We start from the raw sequence: 22,778 nt of genomic DNA on the forward strand, positions 1-22,778 counted from the left end.
GAAGACAGAAAAAGGCGGCATTTCTACGCATGGACTTTCCCTTTGTCGTTCTTTTTACTCTTGTTCAGCCACTTCCAGGCAGACGGACTGAAACGCCCTCTTCCAATGGATGCGGATGCCTGCGTTCATCAGGAAATCTCCGCCCAGAACTCGTTCATGAACATTCGTGATGGAGCCGTTTTCATCCATGTTCAGCTCCCGGAGCATATACCTGGCTTCGGGTTTCAGGCCCTTCAGGCGCAGGGGCGGCGGGGCGTCCGCAAGCCACTTGTCCATCAGCCACGCGAACACGACGGCGCGGTCCTCCCGCACGTACATCAGGGAAGCCACACGGCTTTCATACGGCGAGGACAGGCGGTACAGGTCCCCGAACTGGACCACGGGGCGAATGCGCTTGTATTCCGCCAGCGCGTGTCTGGAAAAGGCCATTTCCTCTTCCGTCATATCGCAGGGCTGGAGCTCGAAGCCCAGGCGGCCGGACATGGCTGCGTCAAAACGGAATTTCAGCGGCGCGGCGCGGCCCGTCTGATGGTTGGGGGAAGCCGTCACGTGGGCGCCCATGGAAATGGCCGGGAACAGGTGCCCGATGCTCCACTGCATGAACACGCGTTCGCAGGCATCCGTATTGTCGGATGTCCAGAACTCGTGATGCCGCCGCATGGTGCCGTAATCGGCGCGGCCGCCCCCGGAGGAACAGGCCTGGAACACCACCTGCGGAAATTCCTCCGCCAGCGCGTCCAGAACGGATTCATAGCCGCGCACATAATCAATGGCCAGATTTCCCTGATGGCGCGCATCCAGCCATGCGGAACCGGGATCGGAAATCTTGCGGTTGCAATCCCATTTGACGTAGGCGATGTCGGGATGCTTTCCAAGCAGTTCGCGCATCACGTCCAGGATATGGCTGCGAACTTCCGGATTGCTCAGATCCAGCAGGTACTGGCTGCGCTCCAGCCTGTTTTCCCGGTCAGGCAGGCCGATCACCCAGTCCGGATGATTCGTGAACAATTCCGACTGCGGATTCACCATTTCAGGTTCCACCCAGATGCCGAAGCGGATTCCCAGCTCTTCCGCCTTTTCCGCCAATCCGTCAATTCCGTGCGGAAGCTTGGCCCGGTTCACCTCCCAGTCCCCCAGCCCGGCACGGGCGTCATTGCGCGGGAACCGGCTGCCGAACCATCCGTCATCCAGGACAAAAAGTTCTATCCCCAGCTCCGCCGCACGCTTCATCATGCCGTGCAGCACTTCCTCGGTAAATGTGAAATACACCCCTTCCCAGGAGTTCAGCAGCGTCATCCGCTCTTCCTCACCGCCGCGCAGGCCGTAGCGGCGCGCCCAGCGGTGCATGCTTCGGGAGGCTTCCCCCTTGCCCCTACCACTGTGGGCCAGGATCAGGGGAGGCGTCTCAAACACGCCGCCGGCATCCAGCACATACGGAGCGGGAGCCACATCCATTCCTGCGCCTGCATACAAATAATGGTACGGACTGTGCCGGAACCATATCCGGTAATTGCCGGACCACGCCACCGCGCCCATGATCACTTCCCCGGAATCCTCACGGGCCGGGCCGTCCAGAGAAATGATGAAACCGGGGCTTCCCTCCTGCGCGGCGCGGGTTCCGGTACCGGAAGACAGGACGAGTTCATGGCCCCGCGCCACTTCTTCCTCGCTCATCAGGGATTCTCCGCCCCAGGTGCCGCGGAAGCTCGTCACAAAATACCGTTCCGCCTTCAAATTCAGATGGCCGGAAGCCGCCCGGTGAATCCGGATGTCTTCCTTTCCTTCATTGCGGATGACCATCCACTCCATGAAAACGCCTGATTCCCGGTGGGCGCGCACGTGCGCTTCCACCCGTACCGGATAGGCCGGATCCTTCAGGTAAAAGACGGCCTCCTCCCGGTCTCCGTCCAGCCGCACAACTTCCTGCCGTTCACACTCCAGGCACAGGGAGAGGAAACCGTCCCCCTGGGTGATGCAAAGATCGTATTCCCCGGACGCATTCGGCAGACCGTCCAGGGAATCCGCCAGTGTCGTACACAGAAGAGGAGCGGAAGCGGAATCCGTAAAAGCGTCTTCCGGCTCGTGCAAGGGCGCTCCGTAATAGGCGCGGCGCACCCTTCCCTTTCCATCGAGGAACAGACTCATCTGGGAGGAACGGGTCAGCAAATGCACGGAATCCGGCGTCATGGTCGCAAAAAAGATGGATGGTTCTATTCCAGACCGGCCGTCCGGGCCGCCCCTGTCATCTTCATTAACCCTGCACCGGAACGGGAAGTCAATGGCAAAATGGAAAGGGCGGCCCGGCGGATCCGCCTACTTTCTCCATAAATGGCCGGAAGGCCGGAATTTCATGGTGCTTGATTCATGCACGAATAATTTGCCTCCATGGCCCGGGTGCCTGACCACGCGGGCCTGGCGCCGCTTGATGCCGAAAGTGCCGAAACCGCGGAATTTAACCTGCGACTTCCGCTGCACGGACCGCGCAATCGTGTTCAGCACGGCGTCAAGCACCTGTTCCGCCTCCCGGGAAGTGGCTTCGCCTCCCAGTTCCCGCCGCAATTCCTGAATGAATTCTGTCTTGTTCATAAGGCCGCCAGCATGAAAGGCCGCCTTCTTCCGGTAAAGCGAAGACGGCGCAGCCCCATTCCTGCCACCTGAACCGTCCCATTCGCGGCCGCGGAGAATCCGCAAGTTTCTCCCTTGCCTCCCCGCGCCGCCGCCATTAAGGTCCGTGAGAGCATGCTCTCTTCTTCCATGAATTATTCCAGTCCGGAAAGAACCTTCAACACGGTTCTGCTGGAATGGCACACCTGTGCCTGGCTGCTGCTGCCCGTGCTGGCGTTCATGGCCGGATGGATGCACTGGTACATCTCCCTCCCCGTGGCGGCGCTGCTCATCCGGGGAATCGGGAAGGGGGCACGGAGCGGCGCGCCGGGGCAGCAACCTTTTCCCCTTTTCACGCGGCAATCCCTGTACGTACTGACGGCTTTCACCATCGTGATGGTCCTCTCCGGATGGGGAGGCTGGGTCAACCAGCATCCGGACCACATCGTCAGAAACGCCTGTCTTCAGGAACTCGTTTCCTCTCCGTGGCCCGTCGTCTTTCCCGACGGAGACGCACTGATATACAACATCGGCTTCTGGACCATCCCCGCCCTGGCGGGCAAACTGGCCGGGCTGGACGCTGCCCGCCTCCTGCTTCCCCTGTGGGGAGCCTGGGGGCTGTTTCTGGCCTGGTGCTGGATTTGCGTCTTTTCCGGACGCCTCTCTACCGCCTTCGCCCTTCTGCTGATCCTGTTCGGCTCCCTGCTGAACCTGCAATGCTGGTTCTCCCTGGATCTGTTCCGGCTCCATTACTTCGGCATTGCGGAACAAATCATGTGCAGCGCCAACGCATCCATCCCCGTCGTTCTCTTCTTCGTCTGGCTTGCGTCAGGCCGGATGCCGTCCGGCTGGCTGCTGCCGCTGTTCTCCTGCATTGCCTTCTATTCGCCTCTGGCAGCCGTGGGCGGCCTGCCGATAACAGTCTGCCAGGGAATCAGGCAATGGAAGGCCGAACGCAGCGGTACGGCAGTCTTGACTGTTCCTGCCGTCCTTGCCGCCGTCATTCCGGGAATCTGCTTCCTGCTCTACTACGTCCATGTGAACGCCCCGGCCTCCCGGATGGGCCTGCGGCCTTTCTACACAAGCTGGGGAGACCTCCTGCTCATCGGCACTTCCTTCCTTGTATATGCCCTGTTCTGCTGGCACGACTTCCGGCGGAATCCTCTCTTCCTCTGCACGCTGGCAACCGGCCTGCTTCTCCCCTTCCTGTACGTCAACGGAGACGTCAACGACCTGCTCTGCAAGGGAAGCGTTCCGGCGCTGGCCTGCCTGCTCGCCTTTCTGGCCTCCGCCTGGGTGCGGCATCCCAACCTCCGGATGTGGATATGGCTCCTGCTGGCGCTTGGGCTGGCGCCCCGGTTCAATATCCCCTATTACTGCTGTTCCTTCAACGCCCTCCAGGCATTTCTGGCGCCTCCGGCTTCAGAAACAAAGCCTTCTTCCTTCGCCTACGGGGAATGGCGGCAACTTGCCTATGCGCCGCAGGCGCGCCGTCAGGATGAATGGGGTTCTACCATGCACCATCCCGGGCACCGGTGGTATCCTTATTATTCCGGCACGCCGCAGCCATGGCTGCGTTTCATTTACCGTTTTTAACAAAACCGTGCAGGCACAGAAAAGGAATGCCGTCTCCCGGCCTTTCTTCGAAAGGGCTGAAGCCTCAGGAATTCTTTTCCTCTTCCTCCTGGAAATTCTTCCAGCATTCCTTGATGACCGCAGGCAGGGATTTGCCTTCCTTGTCCATATCCCCCTGGCCTGCCATCCTTTTAATCACTTTTCCGGAAACGGGGTCCAGAATGATCACGGCGGGAGGACCAAAGACAACATAAGGAGCCTTGGAACCTGCGCATCCCACCACCTTGGCAGCTTCCTCCGGAACAAACTGAAAGGTAAAGGAACCCGGAGACCTGCCCGGCGCCTGCCTGGTATCCACCAGCCAGAAGATGAATTTTTTGCCGGATTCCCTCTTAAAAACCCGCTCCTTGATATGCTTGTTCGTAAAGATGTTGCAGTATGAGCACCAGGAAGACCCCGTCAGGTAGATGACGAGGGGAACCTTCTTGGCAATGGCTTCGTTGCGCAGTGTGTCAAAGGCGGGGCTTCCCGATTCATTCACGGCGGGCAGGGGCGCCTGCTGTGCCAGAGCGGAAGCGGGATGGAGCATGCCCGTCATGGCGGCGGCACAAAGAACGGAAATGGCAAACTTGATCATATTATAATAACCATAGGTTCCCCTGCGCAGAAGTCAAACTTCAAGATTCCGCCATTGCCATCATTTGCCGTTCAAGGTATATACATTCGCCATGCGCCATTCCAACCCTTATAACCGCAGGCATCCTTCCCGGAATAAATGGCGGCTCATTTTCTGGTTGTTCATGGCGTTCCTGCTCCTGTGCGGAGCTCTGATTTACTTCCACCCGGCGGAAAACTGGAAAACCGCAGACCGCAGCAGTAGCGGACTGGCCCCGCTGCCCTCGGAAGAACCGGAAGCCGTCGTCCAGGTCTATGCCGCGCGCGCTTTCGGCTGGCGCAAGTATTTTGCCGTGCATACCTGGATAGCCGTGAAGGAGAAGAACGCCGGTTTTTACACCGTGTACCAGGTTATGGGTTACCAGCTTCCCTCCCGGGGAACCAGCGTTTCCATCTCCCGGGATATTCCGGACCGTAAATGGTTCGGCGCGGAGCCGGAGTTGATTCAGGAACTGCGTGGAACAGCAGCGGAAAAGGCCATCCCCGTCATCAGCCGCACGGCACAGGATTACCCCCATGCCGATACCTACTGGATTATTCCCGGACCCAACAGCAATACATTCACTGCCACGCTGATGAGGGAAGTGCCGGAATTGACCGTGGAGCTTCCGCCTCATGCGGTGGGGAAGGATTACCTGCCCGGTGGCATTGCCGGACGAACGGAGAGCGGTACAGGCATCCGCATCAATTTATGGGGTCTCGCCGGGTTCAGCCTGGGACTGGCGGAAGGAGCGGAAATCAGCCTGCTGGGCCTGAATGCGGGGTTTGACCTGCTCCGCCCCGCCCTCAAACTCCCGATGATCGGGCGCATAGGCCTGCCGGACGCCCCCGTGGGCTGGAACTGGTGGAGCGTCACGCTGCTTCTTTTCACCGTGGGATTCATTTTCTTCCGAATATTCCGCCATATGCGCCGGAAGCGCAGGCAGGCGCACAGTATTCCCCATTTCCGTCATCCACGGACAAAAACGAGCGAACGTATCTGAACCAGTCTCATTCCGCTCAAAATACATTGACATTTCAGGATTATTGGTTAACCCTGCCACTCAATAAGCGGGGAAGATCGCACTGTTTTTATTCTATAAAACGCCTATTCTCCCATCGCCGGCAAATGGGTAATCAGCCATAGGCACGGTGAAATACCATCCAAACTCACATGAATATCATGATGATGGTACATGGATTAATACAGTTCGCCATACAGAACCTAAAAAGGAATCCCGGCCAAGAGGGACCAATTCAATTCCGGGTTGAATTCTCCTTTAGACATGAGAAAATTTCAATAGAATGACATATGAAAAAATCACTCATCGTTTTTATATTATCCAACATTTTATTTCACTCCTATGGCGCCCTGCCTGCAACAATTCCCTCTTCTCATTTTTCTGCCATTCCATCCTCTGAAGCCATGAGAAAAAATGGTCATGATGTCGAATCAGAAATAGCTAATCTTATCCAGGGAAGCGCTCCATTAACTTTTTCCCAGAGAAAAGTTATTTTTGATCTTCTGAACCGTCTCTCCGGAAAAGATTATATAAATTTCCTGCATGAGACCATTGATTTATTTCATGAAAACGCGGATCTGCCAGAGAGTAAAATAGAATTAGTTCTTTTTCCAAATCTTCTGGAAATGCCGGACATCGTCGGAAATAAGGATTTATTTCTCATATTCAATTATAAAAACAAGCATGTCCAGTCCCTTAAAAACAAGATTCTCGGCTCTGAAAAAATCTCCAAACTTCTCAAGGACAAGCTGGCCTCGCGTCTAAGTTATAAAGAAAAGTCTAGAGCTTATGATACTGTGGCATTTGGGCAGGGCCTCCTCCCGGAAATATTGCCTTCCACTCAATGGGCTCCCTCTTTTCTCAACAATCCGGCTTCTTTACGAATCCAAGAAGAAACCCTTTCCTCCCTTACTTTGGAATTAAGAAATATCGTTGCTTTATTAAGCAACAACCGCCATTTCACTGAAGACCAGATCAAACAAATATCATCATCGGCGCGCCAAATGCTCCTTGATTTAAAAAATCTTATGCTGTATACACCGCTTCCCGATTTACATGAAACCAAGTATCTGGAAGAGAAATTCTATGCGGAAACATTCCCATCAATTCAAAAACTAAAAACCGTTTTATTTGAAATCCAACAAAATAAAGATGACAATCAGCTAACGGACATTATTGGCCATCACTTTTTTGATATTGGAAATTCCTGCGATAGTTATTTTATTGAGTATGTGGTTTGCCGGGAATTATTGAAACAGCAAGTTGAAGAAAATTCCACCTCCCCAAGAGCGACAAAGTGAATACATCTTTTTTTTGTCATCCATTATTCTTCAAAAATGCTTTCAGACTTTATTCGATAGTTAACTCATCCTTCCACTTTTAGGATCATTTTAATCATAGGCAATCCCGGCAATTCACTTGCCAAGCGCGGATGAAGCTGTAAGAATCCGCGCCATGAAAAGACTCCTGATCCGCTCCTGTCTGATTGCCGGGTTGGTCTGCGCCGCTTCCTGCGCCTCCAATAAGGAAACGGCCGCTCAGGAACCCGCCGCCACTCCGGCAATGCAGCTGGAACAAACGGCCGCTGCCAGCCGCCCGGCGCCGCTGCCCCCTGTTCCCGTCACCACCAGCCTTCTTCCGGAAGAAAGGAATGAAAGCGATATTTCCGGCCCGGACGTGCTCCCCGGTGACTTTCGCCCCGGGCTGCGCACCCCCAAACTGCCGGATACCCTGTTGTACGACCTGGACGGCAAGCTGATTACCCCCGCTACTCCGTAATCCATCCCTCTGAACTATGACCGCCACCATTCCCAAGGGCTTCCATCCCGAACCTTTTTCCTACCACCAGGAGCTTGAACTGGACATTGACGCCCTGTCCAACGCGGGCGACGGCATCGGCCGTGTGAACGGCTGGGTGGTGTTTGTTCCGTTTGCCCTGCCGGGAGACCGGGTAAAAGCCCGCGTCTGGCGCAACGACAGGAATTATTCCTCCGCAGACTTGGTGGAAGTGCTCCGCCCCAGTCCGGACCGCGTGGACCCGGTGTGCCGCCTGTTCGGCACCTGCGGCGGCTGCCAGTACCAGCACTTTTCCTACGACTGCCAGCTTTTCTGGAAAACGCGCCAGGTGGCGGACCTCCTCCGCCTGCAGGCGGGGCTGGAACTCCCCGTAAACCCGGCCATCGCCTCCCCGCGGGAATACCATTACCGTTCCAAGATTACGCCTCATTTCGACAAGCCCAAAGAAGGCGGCAAACCCGCCATCGGCTTTCTGAAAGCCGGCTCCAGAAGGGAAGTGGTGGACGTACCGCAATGTCCGATTGCGATGGAATGCATCAACGAGGTCCTGCCGATGGCCCGTAAAAGCGTCTATCAGGCGGCGGCCCGCTTCAAGCGCGGAGCGACGATTCTGCTCCGGGCGTCGGAAGGCGGCGTCATCACCAATAACAACGCCGTGGCCTGTGAAAAGGTGGGCACTCTGGAATTCCACTTCCTGGCCGGAGATTTCTTCCAGAACAATCCGTTCATCCTGCCCCTGTTCACGGATTACGTGGCCCGGCAGGCCAGCATGGACGGCGAGGAATTCCTGGTGGACGCCTACTGCGGTTCCGGCCTGTTCGCCCTGAGCCTGGCGGAAAAATTCAAAAAAGTGCTTGGCGTGGAAGTCAGCGAGACTTCCGCAGACTGGGCGCGGAGCAATGCCCGCAGCAACGGAATCAGCCACGTGGAATTTCTGGCGGCGGACGCCGGAGCCATTTTCGCCCAGGTGGACTTTCCGGCGGAAAAAACTGCCGTGGTGATCGACCCCCCGCGAAAGGGGTGCAGCATGGAATTCCTGACCCAGCTATTCGCTTTCAGCCCCGGAAAAGTGGTGTACGTCTCCTGCAACCCCGCCACCCAGATCCGGGATCTGGCAGAGTTTGACAAGGCCGGCTATGCCGTCACCGCCGTCCAGCCTTTTGACCTGTTCCCCCAGACCAAGCATTTGGAATGCGTGGTCACTTTGAAAAAGAAAAACTGACCTTTCCATGCCCAAGCTTTACATCAAAACCTACGGCTGCCAGATGAACGAACGGGACTCCGAACAGGTGGCCCGCATGTTCGTCCAGAAGGGGTACACCATGACGGACCGCGAGGACGAGGCGGACGTGATCCTGTTCAACTCCTGCTCCATCCGTGAACAGGCGGAGCAGAAAGCCCTGGGCAAGATGGGGCTGCTCGCCAAGCAGCAGCGGCACCGCCCCCACGTGGTGTACGGCATGATGGGCTGCATGGCTCAGAGCCGGAAGGACGAACTGTTCAAGGAACTTCCGCGCCTGGATCTGGTGATCGGCACCCAGAAATACCACCGCGTGTTCGAACACGTGGACGGCATTCTCCGACAGCGGCAGGAACGCCGCATGGACAACCTCCGGAGCGCCTTTTCCGGCAGCCATGTATGCGATGTGGCGGAAGAGGAGGACTCCCAGAACCAGATCCGCGACCACCTGGACCCGGGTGCACGCTCCACGGCCTACGTTTCCATCATGCAGGGGTGTGAAATGAAATGCGCCTACTGCATCGTGCCCTACACGCGCGGAACGGAGCGGAGCCGCCCCATCCGGGACATCGTGGACGAAGTGGCCATGCTGGTGGACTCCGGCGTGAAGGAAGTCACCCTGCTGGGCCAGATCGTCAACCGGTACGGACGCCAGATGGACAGCGTGAATGGAAAAGGCGGCTTCGTCCAATTGCTGGAGGCCGTCCATGAAGTGGAGGGCCTGCGGCGCATCCGCTTCGTTTCCCCCCATCCCATCGGCTTCCGGCAGGACCTGGTGCAGGCGTTCACCTATCTTCCCAAGTTGTGCAGCCACATCCATTTCCCGATGCAGAGCGGCAGCGACCGCATCCTGAAAATGATGCGCAGGCCGTACAGAAACGAGACCTTCCTGGATCTTTGCGCGCAAATGAAGCAGGCCCGTCCGGATCTCTCCATCACCACGGACATCATCGTGGGGTTTCCGGGAGAAACGGAAGAAGACTACCTGCTGACCAGACAGGCCGTGGAACAGGTTCAATTCGACAACGCGTTCATCTTCCGCTATTCCCCGCGCCGCGGCACGCCTGCCGCCGCCATGGAGAACCAGATTCCGGAAGAAGTGAAGGAGGCGCGCAACCAGGACCTGCTGGCCGTCGTCAATGAAATCGCCGTCCGGAAAAACCGTGAACTCATCGGCACGGTTCAGGAAGTCCTGCTGGAAGGGCCTTCCAAAACCAACGCCGCGCGCTTCTCCGGCCGCACCTCCCAGAACAAGCCCGTGATGGTGGATGCGGAGCCCGGCCTGACGGGACAAATCCTGCCCATCCGGATTGAGGAAAGCACCGGATTCACCTTGTACGGCGTTCCGTGCCCTTCCAGGGCGTGACGGTCACGCCGTCCTCTTCCGCCTTCAGGTACAGGGCTCCGGTTTCCGGCAGCCGGTACACGGCCACGCCTTCCGGCACGGGGCATCCCCATTCCGTCGTGAAAATGACTGTCCGGGCTCCGGTTTCCCTGATCCATGCAGCGCTGCTGACCGGGTCGCGCGGATGATGCCCGATAATCAGGACATCCGCCCTTTCCGTCTCTTCCGCCCGTGCCAGGGTGGAAAATCCGGCATTCCCGACCAGCAGCACGCGGCGTCCCCGGCACGTCCACGCCAGCACCGGGCTCCGGTCCTGATGCACCCCCGTAGGCAGCGGCTCCGGCAAATCCGCCGTACTCACCCTGTTGCCGGGGCGCAATACCCACTCCTTCGCAGAATGCTGCGCCCCGCGGCCCCAGTTCTGGATGCCGGGATACTCCTGCAGCAAGACTTCCACCCCGGCCCGTTCCGGCTTGCCGTTCCTGGTCGTCATCACGCCGGAAGGCTGTATATGAAGGTATTTCAATATGGGAAGAAGAGTGTAGCGGACTGTATTCTCCGTACCGGTATCCACCACCAGCGCTGGATTGGAAATGACGACGGACCAGGCGTTTTTCTGCATGGGAACCACCACGGCCCCGTTTTCCTGAGCAGGAAGCCGGGCGGGAAGATAGCTGCACGGCAGGGCGGCCGCAAACTGGGTAACACCCAGCATGCTCCCGGCCAGCCACGCCGCCGCGGCATTACAGACGGACAATGCCCAGGGACACCACGCAAACATCAGCCCGAACAGGGAAATACCCATCAGGAAGGGAACCAGCAACGCCAGGCATATGTTGGTGAATGGCGCATACAGGTTCCAGGTGCCGAAATGCCACGCCGTCAGCGGGATGGACATCAGCCATGCCCCCACGGACACAAGCAGGGTTCCGCGGCACGCTTTTTCCAGCCATACCAGTCCCCTTTCCCGTGCGTTGTAAATCCGGGGAGGAATGAACGGGTCCGGTCTCCACAGGGGCTTTTCCCGGTTCATGTATGCTACAATGCACACAATCACGGCAAACACGCAGAAAGAAAGCTGGAACCCCGGCTGGAAAACCTGGAGCGGATCCACGAAGCACAGCACGATAAACGCCAGAGCCAGAATGTTGGCGGGATGCCCCTTCCTGCGCAGGACGGAGGCCAGCAGCCAGACCACCGCCATGATCAGGGCGCGCAGGGCTGAAACGGACATTCCCGTGACAAACACATACAGGGCCAGCAGGGGGATGCAGGCCAGCCGCGCCACGGGGGGACGGATGAGCAGCAGCCTCAGCAGGCCCAGAATCAGCATGGCGGCCAGACCCACATGCATGCCGCTGACAGCAAACACATGCATGCAGCCGCTCTCCATGAAGCTGACCATGGTCTCCGGCCGGGCGGTCGTCTTGTCTCCCAGCACGGCAGAAACCATTACCTGCCGGGCCTCATCGTCCGGCGGCGCACCCTGTTTCAGCAGCCCTGCCGCCTCTTCCCGGAGATTCAGGGAAGCCGCCAGAAACCGGCTGCGCCAGTCTCCCGGCCCCAGCTCGGAAAATCTTTCCAGCCGGACTCCGGCCACTACCCGGTGCAGATAACCCCACCGTTCCCGGTCAAACAGGCCGGGTCCGCAAGGAGGTTTCAAGGAATAAACCTCCCCTTCAAGCCGGTAGCGTTTTCCCGGTTCCAGCGGAAGCTCTTTTTCAAGGGAAGAAACCGTATAAAGCCACTTGGCCCCGTGCGGCCTGAACAGGACGGAACGCCCGGAAATGGCATCAACGGAACCTTCCGCCGCAAATCTGCCGCCCTCTTCCACAGCCAGACTCCCGTATTGCCGCCCGTAATCCAGCAGACAGCCGCCGGCCCAGACCGCCAGCGCGACGGCCAGCAGACTCATGGCAGGCATCCGGAACAGACAGGGCAGCAAAACCCAGCAGGCGCAGAACGCCCATAACCACGGGGAAACGTCCACGGCCGCACAGGCGCACAGCATAGCCAGCGCAGGCGCCAACAGCGGAGCGGAAGTCATCATCCGCCCCGGCCACGGCCGCAGCAGATGCGACTCCTTCTCCATGCGGGGAACAGGTTACGGCATGGCGTCCGGGCCGTCCGGAATGAAGGGAAGAACGGAAGGCAGCGGAAGAACAACGTTTGCAGGGAGGGGAGCCTTGCGCTGGAGCACCTTGGGCGCCAGCGCCTCGCTCGTTTCATAGGCGCTGCGGAACATCTCCAGCTTGGCGTCCAGATTGTCGATATAATGAAGGGCCACCGCCTCCGGTGTTTTCGGGAACACCGGGGAGCCGAACGCCAGTTCCCCGTGGTGGGAGGCAATCAGGTGCAGCAGGTGCATGCGCACGTCCGGAGAGGGCGGGTCCAGCGTCTTCCAGGAATCCGCCTCCGGAAGCGCCATGATGCGCTTCCACAGATTGTTGACCAGTTCAATTCCCAGAGGGATGTGACCCAGCAGTTCGCCGGCTTCCGAATACGGCATCGTGAAATCCTCCTTCGGGTAACAGTTCTCCCACAGCTTTCCGCAGTCGTGGAACAGGCAGCCGGCCAGCAGCAGGTCGCGGTTCAGCTCCGGATTTGCCTGGCACACGGCAGAAGCTGTACGCATCATGCCGGCCACATGTTCCACCAGGCCGCCGCGGCGTGCGTGGTGGTACGTTCTGGCAGCGGCGGCGCGTTGAAGCCGTTCTCCGAATTGTTCGATGAATTCGACGCACAAGGCCCGGATGCGCGGATCGTTCATGTTCTTGATCAACACGCAAATCTCCTTTAAATCCGCCTCCTGCTTCTTCTTCAGGGTTCCGGAACCGGCCAGGAAGCTTTCCTTCTCCGTCTCTTCCAGCAGGCGCACGTCCAGATCGGCGGCCTCCATCCCGAAAGAACCCTTGGTCCACTGGCCGCGCAGGCTTACGAAACTGCGGAGCGGCAGGGAAGCCAGCACCCGAAACCAGGGCTTGTCTTCCCACACCTTCAATCCCATGGACCCTTCCGCATCGGCAAAAGTTACGTCCAGGTACGGCTTGTTGCTCTTGGTCAATTTCTGCGCACACTGGGAAATCTGGGCAAAAACCTCCGCTTCCACCTGGCCTTCCGCGGCCAGTTTTCCCAACTCCATGAGACTGACTTGTTCCATGCGTGCCATCTTGCCCCGCTTCTCCCCATCCGTCAAGAAAACGCCGGGCGCGCGGCCACTTATCCCCGTACCGTTACGGCAGGTTCCGTAAAAACAGGAATACGCTATTTTTCCAAAACGCCCAGTTCAGCAATGACGACATGACTGCCTTCCAGCACACGCCTGCCGACAAAACGCAGGTAGCGGGCTTTCACGGGAGCCTTTAAATCAATTCTCTGGAGGACGGGATTGGCCCGGATATTGGAAAACTCTCCTTCAGCCGCGGGCGTTCCCCATTCCCTTCCGTCCTTACTGAAATAGACGGCGTATTGGTCAATCGTACCTTTGGCGGAATCCGCGCGCGGAGTGTACAGCACGGCCGCCACATTCACCGCGCGGCCCATGTCGATATCAAGCGCCTGGGGCGGAGCAATCTCTCCCTGTGGAGCATGCGTGTGCCACAACGTTCCGGAATCACCGTCAAAAGCCAGTTCCGGCGCGGCGGCGGATCTTTCTCCGCTGATCACCTTCCAGTCACGCGAAGGTACCGGAACCACCCGGGCCGTGACAGAAGACTTCCTGCCGTTACCCTCGCTCACCGCCTTCACGGTTCCACCGCTGGAAAGAACAAACGGCTTTTCATAAACGGGAGACTGCGGCCCCGGCTCCGTTCCATCTATCGTATACCGGACAGCAGCTCCCGCCGCACCTGTTAGCGTTACCCGGCCGTCGCGGTCATAGCTGACGGAGGGAGCATTCAAAAAACCGGGATATTTCCACAATGAAACCTCGCAAAGCGCTGGAACGGCCTTAAATTCTTCCAGCACCACACGCACTTCATCCGTCGTCACGGGCCTCCCTTTCAATATGACCCTGGCCCCAATGCTGGATCCCTCCACCCATGTGACAAACCGCCCGTTCTCGCGCACTTCCACTCGGAACTTGCGCACCCTCTGCCCAAGCTGGATGGGCTCCGCCAGGCGGATGACGTCAAACGTCGCGGAATCGGGCAATTTCAGTGTGAGGAAAGGGTTCCTGTCTCCTTTGGAAGCGACCCAGTACGTAGCACGCTTACGGTCAAGCACATGCCGTGCCCCGTATCCGTTCAGAGCGGAGGAAGAGTTCGCTTCCGCTCCTTCGGCAAAATTGCGGGAATAAAGCTCGTTCAGCAACGCACGGAATCCCGCCAAAGACTTTTTATCCTCTTCATGAATGCGCCCGCTACGGTCCGGCGGCACATTCAAATTCAGGTTTGCTCCTCTCCCCACACTGTTGAAATACAGTTCCAGGAGATTCTCAGGCGTCCGTACACGGGAATTCTCGTGATCATGCCAGAACCAGCCCGGACGAATGGAAACGTCCACTTCCGCGGGAATCCAGTACTTCCCGTCCACCGTACCTTCCACGCCCAACTGGTAGCGGACCGTGCCGGGGGAAGGTTCCGTTCCCGCCTGCAAAGGTACGGGTGTATAGGTAGCCCAGCAGGGATAACCCGCATAACCGCTCTCATTCCCCACCCACCGGACATCAGGCCCCACATCGGAAAAAATGACGGCTTTCGGCTGGAGTTTTTTCAATTCGCCCCATGTCGTTTTCCACTGGTAATAGGTGCTTCTGTCAATAGATCTCTTTTCCCGCGCCCCCCCGTAATAACCGTCGCCACCGTTCGCTCCGTCAAACCAGGCGAGGAAAAGGGGGCCGTAGCCTGTCGCCAGCTCCTTCAATTGCCTGCGGTACATTCTGATATATTCCGGCGTACCGTAGGAGGACGCGTTGCGGTCCCAGGGAGACAGGTACACCCCGAACTTGAGACCGTATTTTTTGCACGCGCGGGAGACGTCTTTCACGACATCTCCCTTCCCGTTCTTCCACGGGGAGGAAGCCACGCTGTGCCGGGTAGTCTTCGTGGGCCACAAACAAAACCCGTCGTGATGCTTGCAGGTCAGCACCACTCCTTTGAACCCGGCATCCGCCAGTGTCTTGACAAGATCGTCCGCATCAAAATCGGAAGGATTGAAAAGTTCCGGCTTTTCGTCCCCATATCCCCATTCCTTTCCCGTAAACGTATTGATTGTAAAATGGACAAAGGCATACATCTCCATGTCATGCCAGGCCAGCTGCCCCACAGTGGGAGCGGGAAGCAACGGTGCAACCTTTTCCTTCGCACAGGCGGTTCCCATGCCGCACGCAAACACACACATTCCCAGCAGCGCCGGGACCAAACTGTTTAATCTTTTCCTGCAAATCATCTCGTGCAATCATGTACGTTGAAACAGATTCCCATTCTTTCCGGTAAATGATGCCTCTCCTTTGGTCTTTTTTCTCCAAGCCGGAATGCTACCATTCATACAACTTACGGAACCGCTTTCATGTTACACATCGGATGCCATCTCTCCTCCGCAAAAGGGTATGAAGCCATGGGCAGGGTAGCCCTCTCCATCGGCGCCAACACCTTCCAGTTCTTTACCCGCAATCCGCGCGGAAGCAAGTCAAAAACAATTGATGTCCAAGACATAACACGATTCCTGAAACTTGCCGAAAACAACGGGTTCGGCATTCTGCTGGCACACGCCCCCTATACCCTGAATCCCTGTTCAGCAGACCCCAAGGTCACCCGTTTTGCGGCTCAGGTCCTGCAAGAGGATCTGGCGCTGATGGAATATTTGCCGGGTAGCCTGTATAACTTCCATCCGGGCAGCCATGTAGGCCAGGGAGCGGAAAAAGGCATTGAATTAGTGGCGTCGCAGCTAAATGATGTGCTCTCATCCGGACAGACCACAACCGTGCTGTTGGAAACCATGTCCGGAAAGGGCAGTGAAATCGGAAAAACCTTCGAAGAACTGGCTGCCATCATCGAACGGGTGGAACTGAAGGAAAAACTGGGCGTCTGCCTAGACACGTGCCACGTCTATTCCGCGGGCTATGACCTCGTCAACCGTCTGGACAGTGTGCTGGAGCACTTTGACTCCGTCCTGGGCCTGAAACGCCTGCGCGCCATCCACCTGAACGACAGCATGACGCCATTCGCCTCCTTCAAGGACCGCCATGAAACCATCGGCAAAGGTTCGCTGGGTGAACAGACCTTTATCAACCTCATCAATCATCCGGTCCTGCGGGAATTGCCCTTCTTTCTGGAAACGCCCCGGGACGAAGCCGGCCACGGCCAGGAAATAGCATGGCTAAAAGAACATTACCGCGCGTGAACCCGGCACAATGCAGAACTGGCGGCGGCAGGCATCCAATTTTTCTCCGGGTCTTCTCTGAAAAAAAACTTGCAAGACAGTCCGATCCAGAATAAACAGAAGCCGTAAATTAGTTAAAACTAACTCATGCGTCCGCTTTTTCACGGGCCATATCACTCGGTTTTATGAAAGAAATGCGCATCGTAAAAATAACAGGGCGTGAAATTCTGGATTCACGCGGCAACCCCACCGTTGAAGCGGATGTGTACCTGGCAGGCGGAGCCGTAGGCACGGCGGCCGTCCCCAGCGGAGCCTCCACGGGCGAACATGAAGCCTGGGAGCTGCGCGACGGAGACCCGGCCCGCTACCAGGGCAAGGGCGTCACCAAAGCCGTGGACAACATCTGCAATATCATCGCTCCCGCCCTCATTGGCCTGGAAGCGACGGAACAAACCACGGCGGACGCACTCATGCGTTCCCTGGACGGCACGTTCAACAAGGCCAAACTGGGCGCCAACGCCATCCTGGGCGTTTCCCTGGCCCTGGCCAAAGCCGCTGCCGCGCAATTGCAGCAGCCCCTGTACCGGTACTTGGGCGGTCCCAATGCAAAGGTGCTTCCCGTGCCGATGATGAACATCATCAACGGCGGCGCCCACTCCGACGCCCCCATCGACTTCCAGGAATTCATGATCGTTCCAGTTGGGGCGCCCACCTTCCGGGAAGCGCTGCGCTACGGCGCGGAAGTATTCCACGCGCTCAAATCCGTTCTTCACGGCCGCGGATTATCCACTGCCGTGGGGGATGAAGGCGGTTTTGCCCCCAACCTTGACTCCGCTGAAGATGCCTTGGACTGCATCGCCCAGGCCGTGGACAAGGCGGGCTACCGTTTCGGAGAAGACATTGCAATTGCCTTGGACGTGGCTTCCTCCGAATTCTACGATCCCGAATCCGGCCTGTACGTCTTCAGGAAGTCCGACGGAAGCCGCCGCACGGCGGAAGAACTGACGGATTACTACGTGGAACTGAAAAAGAAATACCCCATCGTCTCCATTGAAGACGGCTGTGCGGAAAACGACTGGGACGGCTGGAAAATCCTGACGGACAAGCTGGGCAAAAGCACCCAGCTCGTCGGGGACGACCTCTTTGTGACCAATGTCGAATTCCTGCGCAAGGGTATCAGCTTGGGCGTAGGCAACTCCATTCTGGTAAAGGTCAACCAGATTGGGTCCCTTACGGAAACGCTGGATGCCGTGGAACTGGCCATGGGCAACCGCTACACGGCCGTCATCTCCCACCGTTCCGGAGAAACGGAAGACGCTACGATCGCGGACATTGCCGTAGGCACCAATGCCGGACAGATCAAAACCGGCTCCCTGAGCCGTTCCGACCGCATGGCGAAATACAACCGTCTTCTCCGCATTGAAGATGAACTGGGGGAATGTGCCCGCTACGGCAACGGGTTCGGTCTCTTTTAACCCATTTCTGCCGAGGCCGATATAAGGCAATCTCCATCCCCGCGCCGCTTTTGCGGCCGGGGATTTTTCGTATCCCGATGGAATGGAAACTTTTCTTTGCAGTGAAATATGCCATGCTGTGGTGTCCACCTGCCCTGCATTGATTGACTCTTTATCTATCTTTCCTCCATGCCAGCTCGCCTTTCGCTACCCGCACGTCCCTTGTTGTACGCGGGACTGCTATATCTGGCGCTGCCCATGATTCTGTTCCTGTGGGGATGGCTTCAACCTTTCTTCTCTCTCCCTCTTTGCGCCACCCTGGCCTACGGTTTGCATGCCACGGTCCGGAAACTGCCGGAATGGCGGTTTTCCCTGACAAAACGCGGAACAGTTCTTCTCCTCCTTCTGTCCGCCGGGTGTCTGCTTCTGACATTCCTGTGCGGTTTTACGGGCCACTTCCAGCAACATGCGGACTTCACCATCCGCAATGCCGTTTACGGACAGCTCATCGCGGAACCATGGCCTCTCGTCATGCCGGACGGCCACCATTTCATCTACTATCTGGGTCATTGGCTGCCGCCTGCCTGCGCAGCGGCCTTCTGCCCTGCTGCATACGCTTCCTGGCTGCTGGCAGGGTGGACCTTCCTAGGGCTGGAACTGGCGCTCCTGACAGCGGCCTGCCTCTGGGGAATCCGGAAAACCGCCTGGTGGACCCTGCTACTCCTCTGTCTCGGTTCGCCTGCCGCGTCTCTGGACTTCCTGGGCATGCCTCTCTCGCACCTGTTTCCGGAATATAACGCCCAGATGGCCCTGTTCATCGGCATTCCGTCCCAAATATTCAACACGTTCAACCACGCCGTCCCGGCTCTTCTATGTACGGTCCTGCTTCTGACGCGTTCCCTGCCCGCCTCCGGCTACTATCTCATGGGAGCCCTGTTGCTGCCCGGTTCTCCTCTGGCAGCCCTGATTCTGCTCCCCTTCATTCTGTATGAAACACTTTTCCGGGACAGCGCATGCGGGTTCCGTACGGGGGAACGCCTGCGCCCCCTCCTGCTCCACCCTGTTTTCTGGGTCGCGTTCCTGTGCGTGGGGGTCATGAGCCTCTTTTACGCCCACCTGGACGGAGGCGGCCAATTCTCATGCCTGCTTTCGGACCAATACGCGGAGGCGTTTCACTACACCATGCGGCGGATGGTGCTCTATCCGGACTCCGTCAAATATGCCAGCTTCCTTCTTTCCCTGCTTCTAAATGTACTTCTGCCGGGGGCGCTCCTTTTCGCCGCCTGCAGGCGCATGCCCCTGTATTACATCACTCTGGGTGGGATGGCATGTTGCTTCTTCTTCCGGATGGGTGTGATGAACAACGAGCTCCTGTTCAAGGCACCCGCCGTGCTTTACCCCTTCCTGGCATTCCTCTTTCTGCACGCCTTCCGCACCGGAAGCACACGGTCCCGCATCTTCCTGGCCGTTTATGTGACATTCACGGCCATTCCCTCCATGATCTGCGTGGCGGAAAAACTGGGAACATTCTCTACGGACAGCGCTCTGATGCAGGCACACCGGCAGGAAAACTACGGGGGAACCCTCTACCACCCGGAACAACCGTTCCACCGCCAATTTATCAAAAAAGATGGCCATCCCCTCCCCGCCTGGCTATTCAAGAGATGCCGGAAGCCGTGAAACGGGAAACCGGCTCAGTCCAGCCGAATCCCGAACATGTCGGACAGGGAGCCTGCATCCCTGTCCAGGGCGTCTTCTCCGCCGGAAACCGGTTCCGGAGCATCCGGAATCAGAACGGACGCGTCAATTCCCCTCAACATAAACAACAGTTCCGGCTGATCGTCCAGCATCACGCCGAACGCGTACAAGGCCGCCGCCGCATGCTTGCACAAATCCGCCCAGTCCGGGCAGGAACAGGAAAAACGCCACTCTTCCGGCGTAGGGAACAGCCCCCTCTCCGGATCGCACAGGATTCCCAGCAACTCCGGGGACAGGTTCCCCTTCAACAAATCAATCCAGGATCCGATATGCCCGGCGCACCGTGCGCGCAACCGGGCAAGCGCTTCTGCATCCGGGGGGGCGGCCTGAACACAGACCTCATATACATGCTCCCCCATCACCAGCGCATCAATGCGGCCGGGAGTCCCCTTCACGTCCAGAACGCAGCCATAGCGCAAGTAGGTGCGGCCAGGGGCCAGCCGCATGCCGTACACCTCGCACGCGGCCAGGCTCTTCATCCACTCCTTTCCCCAGAACTTTTTCGCCAGATTGCGTCCGGAAGCCGTTACGGGATGCAGTTCCATTCCCTCCGCGGCCAATTCCACCGCTTTCTCTTCCGCACGTTTCCGCAAATCCGCCCGCTTCAGCGGCATGTTGTCATCCATGCACATGGACGGACAATAGCACACCAGCATCCTCCACGCACGGAGAAAGAACGCTGGATTATGACTGTCCTTTTTACGGGAAGGCGAGTAATGGGAACAATCAAATTCTTAAAAAACAATCTGAATATACTCGCAAAGAAGATCAACTCAAGTATTGGGGACATAATATAGTGGCTATCGTCTCCAATCCTGCAAAACTTTCCTCATCCAGCTTCATGATCATTTTTAGAACATTGATTTGATATGCCATGAATAGGTTCAGCATTCTTTCCGCCGGAAAACCCGCGGCTCCGGCAGGAGGCCCACCGTATCACCCGGTCGCCCTGCATTCCTATCCATCTGCATAAAGACAGGAAGAAACCATGTTTTTTTCTCCATCGGGAAACGCTCCATACCCGTGCAGCTTTGGCTTTTTCCACTTTAATGGGCATATTCCCCGAAATATCCGACACCATGTTTTCCGCGCAATGCCACGGAGCCGGAGTCACATAAAACACTTCATGAAATGGCGTGAACCAGCGCTGCAACCAATAATCAATAGCCTTGTACTGCGCTATCCACGTCCAGACATGCCGGTGGTCGGGAAGCTTTTGCAATATCTTCCGCCAAACTCTCCGGTGCAGCAGCATGGAAAAGGTGCCCAATACGCCGGAACACCGGTAAATATTGAAAAAATCCCGCTGCTTGCCCAGCTTTCCGGCATAGAGGGGTTCTCCGTGATATCCCACATAAAGCAGTTCCCACCTTGGATCATGCATGAAATCCTGAAACTGCGGAGTCATCCTCTCCAGCCGCTCCACATCCAGACGGGCGTCATCCTCCAAAACCAGGATGACCTGCCAGTCTTCATGCTCCAGGGCATACTGCAATGCCCTGGCATGGGAAAGAACACACCCTGCCGCTCCCGCACACGTTCTGGCCCTGTCTCCTGTTCTGGCAGTAAACCAGGGATGGGAAAGGTATCCGGGAAGCTCCGTCCCGCGCACGGCCGCAATACGGTGTATCTTTTCGATGGGAACCACTCCCTCCAGATGGTTCATCAGTTTTTCCCATCTTTCCGTACTCCCGTCCAGATTAATGACGAGGACGGCGTCTATCTGCTCCCATAGCGTGGAACGGCAGGCTTCGTCACGATCAGTCATAAGGATATCCCTTTGGGTACATCATTTAATTGAAGCTCCACTTGTTAGCCGCGTGTCCCCTCCATAATGGCCAAAGCCGCCGGACGAAGCATTGTTTCAAACACCTCCCTCAGCCCATGGTCGATCAGCTGTATTTCAAGCATCCCGTAAGAGCAGTTAGCCTCTATCAATACCGGACCGGCAGACGTGACGGCTACATCCCATCCCACACTGTGGGTGCATGGGAATCCCTCATGGGCACGGCATACCAGATCCACGCACTCTTTCCAAAAGGGAATGCGACGTCCTTCAAAAACGATTCCGGTATCAGGATGGGCAGAAACGCCTTTTTTCCGTGGGTCCTCCGTATATCCCCATTTCCGCAGAACTCCTGTCGGCTCAATTCCCACGGCCAACCCGCCCCGGGAAAGATTGTCCAGGAACATCTCTCCTGTTCCCGTACGCTGCATGCCAGCTACATACCGGCTCCGGCCGTCCAATCCGCGCATGGTTACCAAACGCAAAGTGTTAAGGGACTCCGGGTGTAGTGCAGCTACATCGGGATGCTGCCGCACTGCTTCTTCCACCAGCAGGGGCAACGTGACCAGCCGGGAAAATTCAGTGAACCTCATAATATGTCCGCTGACGCGGCATCTCTCTTGATCCACCCATTCCACAAGAAACGAATCCTTGCCTTTCATTCCATCAGCAGGTTTGATAAAAATACAGGGACAGCAATGCCGAAGAAACCGGTTTAACGGAATGACACTGGCCCCTCCCGCAGTCTGAATCAAAGGAGTACCCCCCCCAAAAAAAACGCCAAAACGCCGGGGAACCGGCAGGCCCTGCCGGACGAACACATGCCATGCGCTGTCCTTATTGTTCAACACTGCGCATTCGTTTCCCGCATATTGCAAAAGAGGATGGGCATATTTGAGCCACTCCGACTCAAAAACATACCCGGATGAATCCGCTCCTTCATACTGCAGCCGGAACTGGAAATAATAATTGATGAGCATGCGTACGGGAAATGCCTTTCCCGTGGAAACCCATTGATGCAATTCGCGTATCACCTGGGTGAACGGCTTGGAATCCTCACGCCGCGTCGCCTCATACAATTCACGTATTTTTTCCCGTCCGCGTTTCAACTTGAGATGCCCGGAAATCGTCTTGCGTACCATCCATAACCTCTCGGAAAGAGCAGGTTCAGGCAATGGCGCATCGACTCCCAACGGCAACGGGACATTCTTCTCCATAATCT

Annotated in this window: 18 protein-coding genes; 9 read left to right on the forward strand and 9 right to left on the reverse strand. The window is 57.2% G+C overall.

The window, feature by feature from the left end; translation table 11 throughout:
- Positions 1 to 54 precede the first annotated feature (54 nt).
- Both V3C19_RS12485 and V3C19_RS12490 read right to left on the reverse strand, forming a co-directional pair.
- A complete protein-coding gene (locus tag V3C19_RS12485) occupies positions 55 to 2,187 on the reverse strand; it encodes an alpha-galactosidase (protein ID WP_295934678.1) in 2,133 nt (710 codons plus the stop codon).
- 126 nt (positions 2,188 to 2,313) lie between these two features.
- A complete protein-coding gene (locus V3C19_RS12490; protein WP_278432739.1) occupies positions 2,314 to 2,586 on the reverse strand; it encodes an HU family DNA-binding protein in 273 nt (90 codons plus the stop codon).
- Positions 2,587 to 2,754: 168 nt separating this feature from the next.
- Between V3C19_RS12490 and V3C19_RS12495 the strand changes: the two genes are divergently transcribed.
- On the forward strand, positions 2,755 to 4,200 hold the full coding sequence (locus V3C19_RS12495) for a hypothetical protein (protein ID WP_302389278.1): 1,446 nt from the start codon (positions 2,755 to 2,757) through the stop codon (positions 4,198 to 4,200).
- Positions 4,201 to 4,264: 64 nt separating this feature from the next.
- On the opposite strand, the gene V3C19_RS12500 is transcribed toward V3C19_RS12495, so the two are convergent.
- Entirely contained in the window at positions 4,265 to 4,816 is a 552-nt protein-coding gene (locus V3C19_RS12500; protein WP_295934688.1) for a hypothetical protein, read from the reverse strand.
- 91 nt (positions 4,817 to 4,907) lie between these two features.
- Between V3C19_RS12500 and V3C19_RS12505 the strand changes: the two genes are divergently transcribed.
- The 5 genes from V3C19_RS12505 (at position 4,908) to miaB (ending at position 10,258) form a co-directional block, all read left to right on the forward strand.
- Positions 4,908 to 5,837, forward strand: coding sequence for a DUF3750 domain-containing protein (locus V3C19_RS12505; protein WP_130084222.1), 930 nt, complete (start codon positions 4,908 to 4,910; stop codon positions 5,835 to 5,837).
- Between the two features lie 308 nt (positions 5,838 to 6,145).
- Positions 6,146 to 7,156: a hypothetical protein gene (locus V3C19_RS12510; RefSeq protein ID WP_295934691.1), complete on the forward strand. Its 1,011-nt coding sequence runs from the start codon at positions 6,146 to 6,148 to the stop codon at positions 7,154 to 7,156.
- A gap of 154 nt (positions 7,157 to 7,310) precedes the next feature.
- Complete coding sequence (locus V3C19_RS12515; RefSeq protein ID WP_295876277.1) at positions 7,311 to 7,634, forward strand: hypothetical protein; 324 nt, start codon at positions 7,311 to 7,313, stop codon at positions 7,632 to 7,634.
- Positions 7,635 to 7,650: 16 nt separating this feature from the next.
- Complete coding sequence (locus tag V3C19_RS12520; RefSeq protein WP_130084159.1) at positions 7,651 to 8,874, forward strand: class I SAM-dependent RNA methyltransferase; 1,224 nt, start codon at positions 7,651 to 7,653, stop codon at positions 8,872 to 8,874.
- Positions 8,875 to 8,881: 7 nt separating this feature from the next.
- Positions 8,882 to 10,258 carry a tRNA (N6-isopentenyl adenosine(37)-C2)-methylthiotransferase MiaB gene (gene miaB, locus V3C19_RS12525; protein ID WP_130084158.1) on the forward strand — a complete coding sequence of 459 codons (1,377 nt, stop codon included), beginning with the start codon at positions 8,882 to 8,884 and terminating at the stop codon, positions 10,256 to 10,258.
- Here the strand turns inward: miaB and V3C19_RS12530 are convergent.
- The 3 genes from V3C19_RS12530 to V3C19_RS12540 form a co-directional block, all read right to left on the reverse strand.
- Positions 10,221 to 12,329 carry a ComEC/Rec2 family competence protein gene (locus V3C19_RS12530; RefSeq protein WP_295934694.1) on the reverse strand — a complete coding sequence of 703 codons (2,109 nt, stop codon included), beginning with the start codon at positions 12,327 to 12,329 and terminating at the stop codon, positions 10,221 to 10,223. The genes miaB and V3C19_RS12530 overlap by 38 nt on opposite strands.
- Positions 12,330 to 12,341: 12 nt before the next feature.
- Positions 12,342 to 13,397: an HD domain-containing protein gene (locus tag V3C19_RS12535; RefSeq protein WP_295934696.1), complete on the reverse strand. Its 1,056-nt coding sequence runs from the start codon at positions 13,395 to 13,397 to the stop codon at positions 12,342 to 12,344.
- Positions 13,398 to 13,501: 104 nt separating this feature from the next.
- Positions 13,502 to 15,556 carry an alpha-L-fucosidase gene (locus tag V3C19_RS12540; RefSeq protein ID WP_295934698.1) on the reverse strand — a complete coding sequence of 685 codons (2,055 nt, stop codon included), beginning with the start codon at positions 15,554 to 15,556 and terminating at the stop codon, positions 13,502 to 13,504.
- A gap of 189 nt (positions 15,557 to 15,745) precedes the next feature.
- Between V3C19_RS12540 and V3C19_RS12545 the strand changes: the two genes are divergently transcribed.
- The 3 genes from V3C19_RS12545 to V3C19_RS12555 all read left to right on the forward strand — a co-directional run bounded on the left by V3C19_RS12545 (position 15,746) and on the right by V3C19_RS12555 (position 19,692).
- Positions 15,746 to 16,579 (forward strand): deoxyribonuclease IV, encoded by an 834-nt coding sequence (locus V3C19_RS12545; protein ID WP_130084154.1) that lies wholly within the window; start codon positions 15,746 to 15,748, stop codon positions 16,577 to 16,579.
- Positions 16,580 to 16,743: 164 nt separating this feature from the next.
- Positions 16,744 to 18,033: a phosphopyruvate hydratase gene (gene eno, locus V3C19_RS12550; RefSeq protein WP_192907210.1), complete on the forward strand. Its 1,290-nt coding sequence runs from the start codon at positions 16,744 to 16,746 to the stop codon at positions 18,031 to 18,033.
- A 168-nt stretch (positions 18,034 to 18,201) separates the two neighbouring features.
- Entirely contained in the window at positions 18,202 to 19,692 is a 1,491-nt protein-coding gene (locus V3C19_RS12555) for a hypothetical protein (RefSeq protein WP_130084153.1), read from the forward strand.
- Positions 19,693 to 19,706: 14 nt separating this feature from the next.
- On the opposite strand, the gene V3C19_RS12560 is transcribed toward V3C19_RS12555, so the two are convergent.
- From V3C19_RS12560 to V3C19_RS12570, 3 genes are all read right to left on the reverse strand, one after another.
- Positions 19,707 to 20,396: an SWIM zinc finger family protein gene (locus V3C19_RS12560; RefSeq protein WP_161981366.1), complete on the reverse strand. Its 690-nt coding sequence runs from the start codon at positions 20,394 to 20,396 to the stop codon at positions 19,707 to 19,709.
- Positions 20,397 to 20,599: 203 nt separating this feature from the next.
- Positions 20,600 to 21,538 (reverse strand): glycosyltransferase family 25 protein, encoded by a 939-nt coding sequence (locus V3C19_RS12565; RefSeq protein WP_130084151.1) that lies wholly within the window; start codon positions 21,536 to 21,538, stop codon positions 20,600 to 20,602.
- Between the two features lie 44 nt (positions 21,539 to 21,582).
- A complete protein-coding gene (locus V3C19_RS12570) occupies positions 21,583 to 22,773 on the reverse strand; it encodes a sugar-transfer associated ATP-grasp domain-containing protein (protein WP_295934700.1) in 1,191 nt (396 codons plus the stop codon).
- Positions 22,774 to 22,778: the final 5 nt, after the last annotated feature.

The organism is Akkermansia sp. AE01SA01 (assembly GCF_036417395.1).
In the GTDB taxonomy this organism is placed as follows: Bacteria; Verrucomicrobiota; Verrucomicrobiia; order Verrucomicrobiales; family Akkermansiaceae; genus Akkermansia.